9 protein-coding genes are annotated in these 8842 nt (G+C 39.0%); 5 read left to right on the top strand and 4 right to left on the bottom strand.

The window, feature by feature from the left end; all coding sequences use genetic code 11:
* The first annotated feature begins 147 nt into the window (after positions 1–147).
* Positions 148–1185: an oxidoreductase gene (locus tag EGV91_RS11065; RefSeq protein ID WP_135503704.1), complete on the top strand. Its 1038-nt coding sequence runs from the start codon at positions 148–150 to the stop codon at positions 1183–1185.
* 820 nt (positions 1186–2005) lie between these two features.
* Here EGV91_RS11065 and EGV91_RS11070 read toward each other — a convergent pair.
* Both EGV91_RS11070 and EGV91_RS11075 read right to left on the bottom strand, forming a co-directional pair.
* A complete protein-coding gene (locus tag EGV91_RS11070; protein WP_135503706.1) occupies positions 2006–2809 on the bottom strand; it encodes a hypothetical protein in 804 nt (267 codons plus the stop codon).
* On the bottom strand, positions 2796–3320 hold the full coding sequence (locus EGV91_RS11075) for an RNA polymerase sigma factor (protein ID WP_135503708.1): 525 nt from the start codon (positions 3318–3320) through the stop codon (positions 2796–2798). The genes EGV91_RS11070 and EGV91_RS11075 overlap by 14 nt, the downstream gene beginning before the upstream one ends.
* A 365-nt stretch (positions 3321–3685) precedes the next feature.
* Between EGV91_RS11075 and EGV91_RS11080 the strand changes: the two genes are divergently transcribed.
* The gene (locus EGV91_RS11080; RefSeq protein ID WP_135503710.1) at positions 3686–4273 is read left to right on the top strand and encodes a GNAT family N-acetyltransferase; all 588 of its coding nucleotides are present in this window, start codon (positions 3686–3688) and stop codon (positions 4271–4273) included.
* 444 nt (positions 4274–4717) lie between these two features.
* Here EGV91_RS11080 and EGV91_RS11085 read toward each other — a convergent pair whose 3' ends face one another.
* A complete protein-coding gene (locus tag EGV91_RS11085) occupies positions 4718–5587 on the bottom strand; it encodes an SDR family oxidoreductase (RefSeq protein ID WP_135503711.1) in 870 nt (289 codons plus the stop codon).
* 195 nt (positions 5588–5782) lie between these two features.
* On the opposite strand from EGV91_RS11085, the gene EGV91_RS11090 reads away from it, so the two are divergent.
* Positions 5783–6217, top strand: a complete 435-nt coding sequence (locus EGV91_RS11090; protein WP_101802319.1) for an Rrf2 family transcriptional regulator — start codon at positions 5783–5785, stop codon at positions 6215–6217.
* 253 nt (positions 6218–6470) lie between these two features.
* On the opposite strand, the gene EGV91_RS11095 is transcribed toward EGV91_RS11090, so the two are convergent.
* Positions 6471–6881: an Lrp/AsnC family transcriptional regulator gene (locus EGV91_RS11095; protein ID WP_135503713.1), complete on the bottom strand. Its 411-nt coding sequence runs from the start codon at positions 6879–6881 to the stop codon at positions 6471–6473.
* 118 nt (positions 6882–6999) lie between these two features.
* Here EGV91_RS11095 and EGV91_RS11100 point away from each other — a divergent pair, with 118 nt between their 5' ends.
* Together EGV91_RS11100 and EGV91_RS11105 are read left to right on the top strand one after the other, a co-directional pair.
* Positions 7000–7761: an MBL fold metallo-hydrolase gene (locus tag EGV91_RS11100; RefSeq protein ID WP_135503715.1), complete on the top strand. Its 762-nt coding sequence runs from the start codon at positions 7000–7002 to the stop codon at positions 7759–7761.
* 33 nt (positions 7762–7794) lie between these two features.
* A complete protein-coding gene (locus EGV91_RS11105; RefSeq protein WP_158290606.1) occupies positions 7795–8829 on the top strand; it encodes an MFS transporter in 1035 nt (344 codons plus the stop codon).
* Positions 8830–8842: the final 13 nt, after the last annotated feature.

Raw genomic sequence — 8842 nt, forward strand, 5'->3', positions numbered from 1 at the left:
TTGATAGCTCCTTATGATTTATTTGTTTTTTTACTAAACAACAAATGATTCCAAATTAATATGGTGTTTTTTAGAATGAAATGCCATTCTTTCACCTTCTTATTCCTATTAAACTAAACATACCAACAAAAAGGAAGAGGGATGGCAATGAAACTTTTAGAAACGGTAAAAATCAATCAATGGAATTTACAGTCAAGAGTGGTGATGGCGCCGATGACCCGTAGTTTTGCGGATCTGGAAACAGGTGTGATTCATCCAGATACAGTAGCCTATTACGCCAAGCGGGCAAAACATGGCGTTGGCATGATTATCACCGAAGGCATTGCAGTTAGTCCGGAAGCCCGCGGGACCATTGGAATTCCTGGGCTTTATACGGAAGACCAGACTGAAGCATGGAAAGAAGTGACGGCACAAGTCCATCAAGAAGGCGGCATTATCATTGCCCAGTTGTGGCATGTTGGCCGTCTCAGCCATTCAGCGATTACGGGCGGTCTGCAGCCGGTTGCTCCATCTGCTGTCCAAGCGAACGGCTTGACCCATCGGGTGGGGCTTCCCTATGAGATGCCAAAAGCCATGAGCGAGGAGGATATTCAAAAAGTGATTCAGGATTTTACAAAGGCAGCAATCAATGCGCAGCTTGCTGGATTCGATGGCGTCGAAATCCATGCGGCGCATGGTTATTTGATCGATCAATTTCAATTTCCCTGGGTGAACTTCAGAAAAGACGCGTATGGCCGGAATAAGTATCTCTTTCTCGAAGAGATTCTGCAGGCAGTCGCCAACTCGATAGGCGCTGAACGGGTCATCGTCCGATTTTCCGAGCATAAAGACGATACGCCCTTGTTTTTTTGGGAACAACCAGAAAAAGAAGTCATAGAAATCTTAGATGTGTTCCGACGTACAGGGATTCAGGTTATCCATCCTTCCGCTCAAACCTACCGTAAACCTTTGGCAGGACATGAACTGACCCTTCATGCGTTGGTCCGGAAACACTGGGAAGGAGTCGTAATTGGGGTGGGAGAGCTGACACCCGAAATTGCGGAAGAGTCGTTAGCGAAAGGGGAAATTCAATTGGCTGCCTTTGGTCGGTTATTGCTTTCAAATGCAGATCTCGTAAAACGGCTAAAGGAAGACAAAAGTATAAAAGATTACAATCCGAAATCAGACTTGCAACATTTAAGGTAAAAACAGTCCATGATCAAACGAACGTGTTGTTTACTGATTACATTTCGAATCATAAATGAAAGGTTCCGTCTTTGAGATTGATAATAATTATTTATACTTTGACAATTAAAGGTGATGAAATTATGGAAAAAAAAGCAGTGTTCCTTGTGCTTTTCGTAGGGTTCTTCATTCTAGCCACATCGTCTCTAACTCTTCAGAATATAGTCTAAAGAAATGGTTTCCTGTAGGATCTATAGAAAGAATAGAAATTGACCAGCAGTCTCTTAAAAAAACACCGACCATCACTTCCTCTAGTTTACAAATTAAACTCCGCATTGCTGGTGCAGAACCACAGAATCGCTACTGGGGAAGGTTATACGAAGTAGATGGTTCAGAGGAACGAGCGCTCTCTCATAGTGAGAAATGGGGGATGGGTGAGGATGAAATCACTTGGGATATATCTAATTATATAGATAGGAGCAACCCGAAATTGGAAAGAGAAATTTTTGCTAGGATTGGTTATGCTTCGTCTAATGATTCAATAAACATGCAATTCTACGAACAGGATTGGAGGTAAATAGGATAGCGTTTATTGAAAGAAAGCAAGTGGCAGAGTGGAAATCAAAAAAGGTAAAAGCAATAGAACCACCCTTTAGATAAACTCATAATAATTTAAATTTCTCTTTATACAAGTTTACATATCATTTGTTATCGGTAGGGAAGAAGCTAAATAAGCTTTTTCCCTTTTTTTGGGGGTGTGTAAGTATATTTTTAGGAACGGATTGAAAAGGTCAAAAACATTTGAATACAATAATACAAAAAACGCTACCTAAAGGCAGCGTCAATAAATATCTTCATTCATAGCTGTAAGCAAGTCATCCTTATCCAGAAATTGCAGCTTCTCAATTTTTCCTTCTTCAGAAGCCATGGCTTCACCTTCGAACAAATACGGTTGGATTTCGCCGTTTGCGTTTTTATAGTCCACTTGGAAAGTAAATTGATACATTTTCAGATTGTTTTCGTTCTGGCTGATCTTAATATCCGACGCTGTCAGGTCATAGTCGCCATCAAAACCACTGTACATAAAAGCAGGTGTGGCATTTAAAAAATTGTCATAGCCATTTTCTGTGAAAGATGCAGCATAGGTCTCCGCCATATAGTTCATGTAATTTTGCCATACCGGTGTTTGCTGTAAGGCATCGAACTCTTCTTGAGTTGTCACATTGTTTTGGGCTTCCATGGCAGCTTCCCATACTTCTTTGTACTTCTCGTCTGGCCCGTTGAATTCTTCTTCAATGACAGCTTGAATGGTTTCTTTGCTTTTTTCAGCATCTACCTCTTCGCTTCCTGACAAGGTAGGTTCTTCCTCTGTGGTATTTCCTGTTCCTGTTGTTAACCCACTATCTTCTTGAAGGATGTTTTGCGAAAGGAAAATAATTCCGGCTACTAAAAGGAGCGAGCACAGCACTAAACTGGAGGTGAATTTAAAGCCATTAAAAAACCGGGTTTTGGATTCCTGTTTATCCAATTTCGATAAAATCCGAGAGTGCAGCCTTGCTTTATGGTTCTGGCTCCAAATGATATCCTGATCCAATTGTTTCAACTGATTATCTAATGCCGTATGAGTACCATCAGTTTTTTTCATGGATAATTCCCTCCTTGTTTAACTGTTTCTCCAATGCGGAAAGGGCTCGGGAAAGGGTGTTTTTCACTTTGCTATCGGACCAACTTAAAATTTCACCGGTTTCTTGAATACTAAACTCCCTTATTTTCCTCAAAACAATGACTTCACGATATGAACCTTTTAGCTGGCTTAATGCCTGGTAAAGTTCTGTGGAATTCTCTCTAATCTCCACTATTCCTTCAGGTACACTGCTTGTACTTTTTCCGAGTAATACCAGTTCCTTTAACAGCTCCAGGGGCTTTTGCTTACGAATAAAATCAATGGTGAGATTGTGGGCAATGCGAAAAAGCCAGGTTTTCGGATTTGCCTTTCGTTCAAAGCTGTCATAATACCGGAATGCTTTAATAAACGTCTCTTGTGTTAAATCCTCCGCTTGTTGATGATCACGGACCATCAGCAATATGTATCTGAAGATCGAATCACCATGCTGGTGATACCACTCAGTGATTTCGCTTTTTCTCTCGCTGGTCAAGGAATCTCGCCCCCTAATTTATGGTTTCTACTTGTTAGACGTAATCAAAAAACAAAAGTCGTGTTTTTTGGAATTTATTTTCATTTTTCTCGCCTGTAAGAAAAGTATACAAGAAGAATAGGTTTACATATGAGGGGTTATCGGGAGGGAAGCGACTTAATAACAAGTTACTTCCTTTTTTCGTTCGTGAAATTGTACTTTTACGAACGCTTTGAAAAACTATCTTTAGTTTGAGAAAAATCTGTTACCTCAAAAAATGTAAAATGATACACTTACTTATGAATAATTAGAAGGTTTTGTTTTCTTCGCCTTACTGAATAGGCAAGAGAAGACAAAAAAACTTAGCAGAAGGGAACTATGGACATATGAAGACAGATGTAATATTAGATGGGAATGCAGTTTGCCTTTTTCCTCTTGAAATCTCACATACCGAAACTTTATATGAGGCTTTAAAAAGTCCAGAAGTCTGGGAATATACATGGCGAAAAGTTGAATCTCTAGAAGATATTAAAGAAATTGTAAGTGCAGCTATTTCGAGTAAAAAGAAGGGGCTGCATCTGCCATTCTTAATAAAAGATAAGATTACTGGAAAGGTCGTCGGTTCTACTCGAATTGGCGATATTGATCATGTAAATAAAAATGTTGAAATTGGTTGGACTTGGATCGCTCCTGAATATTGGGGAACTAAAGCCAACACGGAATGTAAATTCCTTTTGCTTCAATATTGTTTTGAAGAGATGAAAGTAAATCGTGTTCAATTTTCTGTCAGTGGACAAAATTTCCGATCGCAAAAAGCGGTAGAGAGAATAGGCGCAGTAAAAGAAGGGACATTTCGTAAGCATCGGGTAAAGGCAGATGGAACTATACATGATAATGTGTTTTACAGCATCATCGATACAGAGTGGAGTACTGTAAAACAGCAATTAATTTGTTTGCTGGAGAAGAAATACTAATTTCTTTTACATTGATAAAATTTTAAAGAGAAGAATTAAAAGTGAAACGTTATATTAAATAATTTAGTTTACATATCATAATTTATCAGAGGCTATTCAAATACAGAAGGAGAGTAAAGATGCATTGACTAGCATCCACCTCTCATTTTGTCTTTAAAAGTGTAATTTTACGAATGGTTGTGCTTAATTCTCTAGGTATACCTTAAGAAAGAGAAAGGAATTATGATTTTAATATACCAAGAGAGTTATGAGAAGCAAATGAAATATGAGTTTGAATATTGGTTGAAAAAACTAAACAAAAAAGACATTCTTTGCAGAATGCCCAGCTTTTAAAAAAATATTTTTTATAGGTTTTAAAAATATTAACTTTTATGTTTTCTTGTTTTTTGAATATGATAGGAGACTCTAAGACTCAATTATGCCATCATATCGATTCTTTTAATTTCATTTAGTTTGTGAAATTGTATTAATAAGTTGGTTCAATGATTCATTGATCGGCAGTGTGCGACCAAGAATTTTCTCGAAATCGTTGCTTTCCACTTCAAGTGAACCGTTCCGGATGCTTTCTTGGATTCCTACAACAATCGGAATCACAAAATCGGGTAAACCTAAGCCTTTCATGATCTCTGCATATTTTTCGTCACTCACTTGTTGTACAGGCACTTCTTTACCCAGTATATCCCCAAGAGCAGATGCCAATTCTTCTTGAGTTAAAAGAGGGCCAGAAAGTTCGTACACTGTATTTTCGTGGCCGTTCCCAACCAGAACCGCTGCCGCTGCATCTGCGTAATCTTGTTGCAATGCCCAACCAACTTTTCCTTCACCGGCAGAAGTAACCCATGGTGCTCCTGCTAGGACACCTTGAATGCTTCCGATTTCGTTTTCAAAATACCAGTTGTTGCGCAAGAAAGAGTAGGGGATACCAGTCTTCATAATGGATTCTTCTGTCGCGACATGAGGGGGCGCCATAAGATTTTCGCTTTCTTTAGCATTGGCTAAGCTTGTGTAGGCAATGAATTTTACTCCTGCACGTTCCGCTGCTTGGACAGCATTAGTATGTTGGTGGATTCTCGTTTCATTGTCGCCATCCGCAGAGATGATCAATAAGCGGTCAATTCCTTCAAATGCTTTATCCAAAGTTTCTGGATGGTCAAAATCTGCTTGACGAACTTCCACTCCACGAGCACGAAGCCCTTCTGCTTTCTCGGCGTTCCGGACACTCACCGCCAGCTTACTTGCAGGCAGGGTTTTCAATAATGCTTCTACAACCTTCGAACCTAATTTTCCTGTTGCCCCTGTAACTAATATTTTCATTTTCCAATCCCCCTAGTTCGCTTTTGATGTAACAATAGTGATTACATGTATTCATATTAGTTACTTGTAACTGTATTGTCAACAGGGATAGCGATATTTTGTTTTTTGTTTGCTATTTGATACAATAAACTTGTAACTAAATTAATTACATGATATTAGATATAGAAATAGAAATTTATAAAGGGGTGAAGGTAAATGTCCATTAGCAGCCGATTTGCTGTCGGAATTCATATATTAACTCTAATTGAATTTAATAAAGATGGAATAACATCTTCTGAGTTTTTAGCTTCGAGCGTTAACACAAATCCAGCAGTGATACGGAAACTTATGGGCATGCTTAAAAAAGCTGGTTTGATCGAAGTACACCCAGGTATTGCAGGAGCAAAACTTACAATGAAACTATCTGATATTACCTTGTTCGATGTCTATAAAGCGGTAAATGTTGTTCAAGATAAAGAATTATTCAGTATACACGAAAATCCACAGCTTAATTGTCCCGTTGGCCGGAATATCCAAAATACTATAGAACCAATATTTGCGACCGCACAGGGGGCAATGGAGAAAGTTTTAAAAAATGTAACATTAGAAGATGTGATGAATGATATTGTTGCTGGAGAAAATATTGGATAGATAGGATTTCTTAAAGAAATGTTCTATACTCGTTTATTTAAGTATATTTTTATTAAAATAATCGTTTATTTTATGATGTGTAAAATTATTAGTTAACATATGAGGGATTATCGGAAGTTGTTTGAATACAAATGGAGAAAAGAGGCCGTTTAGAGCACCTCTTTTCTCCATTTTTGTTTGTATAAGTTTATTTTTACGAATGCTTACTTATAAATAACTAATTGAATTGGCATCTAAAAGACCATAGTGGGAACTATTTATTAATGATAATCGATAATTTATAGTTCACATGCTCATTTAATTTGACCAGAAACTCGTCTAGTTTCTCGTTGGACGGAAATTTGCATTCAAGAATATAGCAGCTGTCTCCGCTGATCTTATAGTTGTTGATCACATATTGTTCTTGTGTCTTCAAAAAAGACAGATACGGCTGATGATAAGTGCTTTTGGTAAAGATGTTTATCAAGGCGTGGACATAATACCCCATCTTTACTTGATTTAGATTGATGGTATAACCCTCAATAATGCCGTTGTTTTCCAACTTCTCCACCCGTGCTGAAGCGGCGGGTCCGCTTAAATGAATTTTTTCTCCTAGTTCCTTCATTGAGATGCGGCTATTCCTAGAGAGTTCATCCAAAATTTGCAGATCTGTGTGATCCAACATTTATTACAAATCCCTTCATTAATAAAGTCAAACGGCAAAAAGACTTAATTTATGCTGTGTATTTCTAAAGTGCTTTAATTATACACTTAACGTAATTCAAACTAAAGGAGTTAAGAATATGAACATACAGCAAATCCGTAGCGCAACATTGGTTATCAACTATGCCGGGAAAAAGTTTTTAATAGACCCGTTTTTGGCAGAGAAAGGTGCTTATCCGCCTTTTCCGAATGCAGCAAGACAAGACCAAAATAACCCACTTGATAGCTTAACCGTTCCGATCAATGAAATTATCAATGGCATAGATGCCGTCATTGTTACTCATTTGCATTTGGATCATTGGGACGATGCCGCCAAAGAGGCATTACCAAAAGACATTAAACTGTTCGTCCAAAATGAAGAAGACGCGGAAGAAGTCCGAAGTTCCAATTTCCAGAACGTGGGGGTTCTGCAGGAAGATACAATCTTTGAAGGAATCCAATTGATTAAGACAAAAGGTGAACACGGCAGAGGGGAGATATTAAACCTTATGGGTGTGGTATCGGGTGTTGTCTTCAAGCACCAAGACGAAAAAACCGTGTATGTAGCTGGGGATACAGTATGGTATGACGGCGTCCAGGAAGCAATCAATGTCCACAAACCCGAAGTCATTGTGGTAAACGCTGGGGCCAATCAATTCCTGGAAGGCGGTTCAATTGTAATGGACAAAGAAGATGTTTATGAAGTTTATCAAGCCGCACCTGAAGCAACGATAATCTCCGTCCATATGGAGTCAGCCAATCACTGGGGACTGTCTAAAGAAGATTTGAAAAGTTTCGCAGCTGAAAAAGGCTTCTCTTCCAAGCTTTTCGTGCCAGAAGACGGCGAATCTTACACATTCTGAGGGGAGAAGGAATTTGAGAGAGGAAGTTAACTGGTGAAGCAACTACAACCGAAATTATGGACCAAAGATTTCATCATTCTCTCTTTAGTCAATTTTTTCTTAATCTTTGTCTATCTTTTATTAAATGCCACAATCGCTCTTTATGCGATAAAAGAATTTAATGCCACTACCGGACAAGCAGGTCTGGTAGCAGGCATTTTTATCATTGGTGCATTAGCGGGGAGGCTGCTGACCGGGGGAATCGTTGCGAAAATCGAATACAAACAATTGTTGATTATCGGACTTGTCTTCTTTACGTTAACGATTCTCCTCTATTTTGTAGATTATGGGCTTACTTTTTTCATTGTAAGCCGATTCTTGAACGGGTTTACACTTGGTGTTGCGACTACCGTGATCGGGACGCTTGTTACCCTCACGATACCGGCATCCAAAAGAGGCGAAGGAATTGGTTATTTTGCTGTTAGTACAGCGATGGCTACGGGTCTTGGTCCGTTCATTGGCCTGTATATGACTCAACACACCGGTTTTGTGAAGATTTTTATCCTTTGCCTTCTGCTAGGGGTTGTGAGTACGGTGATTGGCTTCTTCGTAAGTGTGCCTAAAATAGAAAAAATGGAAATGAAACAGGACGACAAAGGATTTAAACTTTATGGTCTTATAGAACCGAAAGCACTTCCCATCAGTTTCATTATCCTCATCATGACGTTCTGCTTCTCCAGTGTTCTTTCTTATATAAATTTATATGCGATAGAACTGAACTTGATAGATACAGCCAGCTTTTTCTTTATTGTCTATACAGTGACCGTCTTGATAGCGCGGCCGTTCACGGGCCGGTTGATGGACAGTATAGGCCCGAATTATGTGATGTATCCGGCTTTTTTTGTTTTCGGTGCCGGAATGCTTCTCCTCAGTACGGCAAGCAGCGCTGCAACTCTTTTAATCGCAGCTGCTTTGATTGGATTTGGTTCGGAATGCCGCCTTCTCCTGGACGTATTACGGAGAAGAAGACATAGCACCATCGTCTATTGCGAAAAAGGCATCATGAAAATCTACCACGACGACGAATAACCAGCTTCAAGTC

This window comes from Planococcus koreensis (assembly GCF_004761975.1).
Taxonomy (GTDB): domain Bacteria; phylum Bacillota; class Bacilli; order Bacillales_A; family Planococcaceae; genus Planococcus; species Planococcus koreensis.

Excerpts from the sequence above, each read along its gene's own strand:
- EGV91_RS11065 (WP_135503704.1), top strand. The coding sequence starts at position 148 with ATGAAACTTTTAGAAACGGTAAAAATCAATCAATGGAATTTACAGTCA.
- EGV91_RS11070 (WP_135503706.1), bottom strand. The coding sequence starts at position 2,809 with ATGAAAAAAACTGATGGTACTCATACGGCATTAGATAATCAGTTGAAA.
- EGV91_RS11080 (WP_135503710.1), top strand. The coding sequence starts at position 3,686 with ATGAAGACAGATGTAATATTAGATGGGAATGCAGTTTGCCTTTTTCCT.
- EGV91_RS11085 (WP_135503711.1), bottom strand. The coding sequence starts at position 5,587 with ATGAAAATATTAGTTACAGGGGCAACAGGAAAATTAGGTTCGAAGGTT.
- EGV91_RS11090 (WP_101802319.1), top strand. The coding sequence starts at position 5,783 with ATGTCCATTAGCAGCCGATTTGCTGTCGGAATTCATATATTAACTCTA.
- EGV91_RS11095 (WP_135503713.1), bottom strand. The coding sequence starts at position 6,881 with ATGTTGGATCACACAGATCTGCAAATTTTGGATGAACTCTCTAGGAAT.
- EGV91_RS11100 (WP_135503715.1), top strand. The coding sequence starts at position 7,000 with ATGAACATACAGCAAATCCGTAGCGCAACATTGGTTATCAACTATGCC.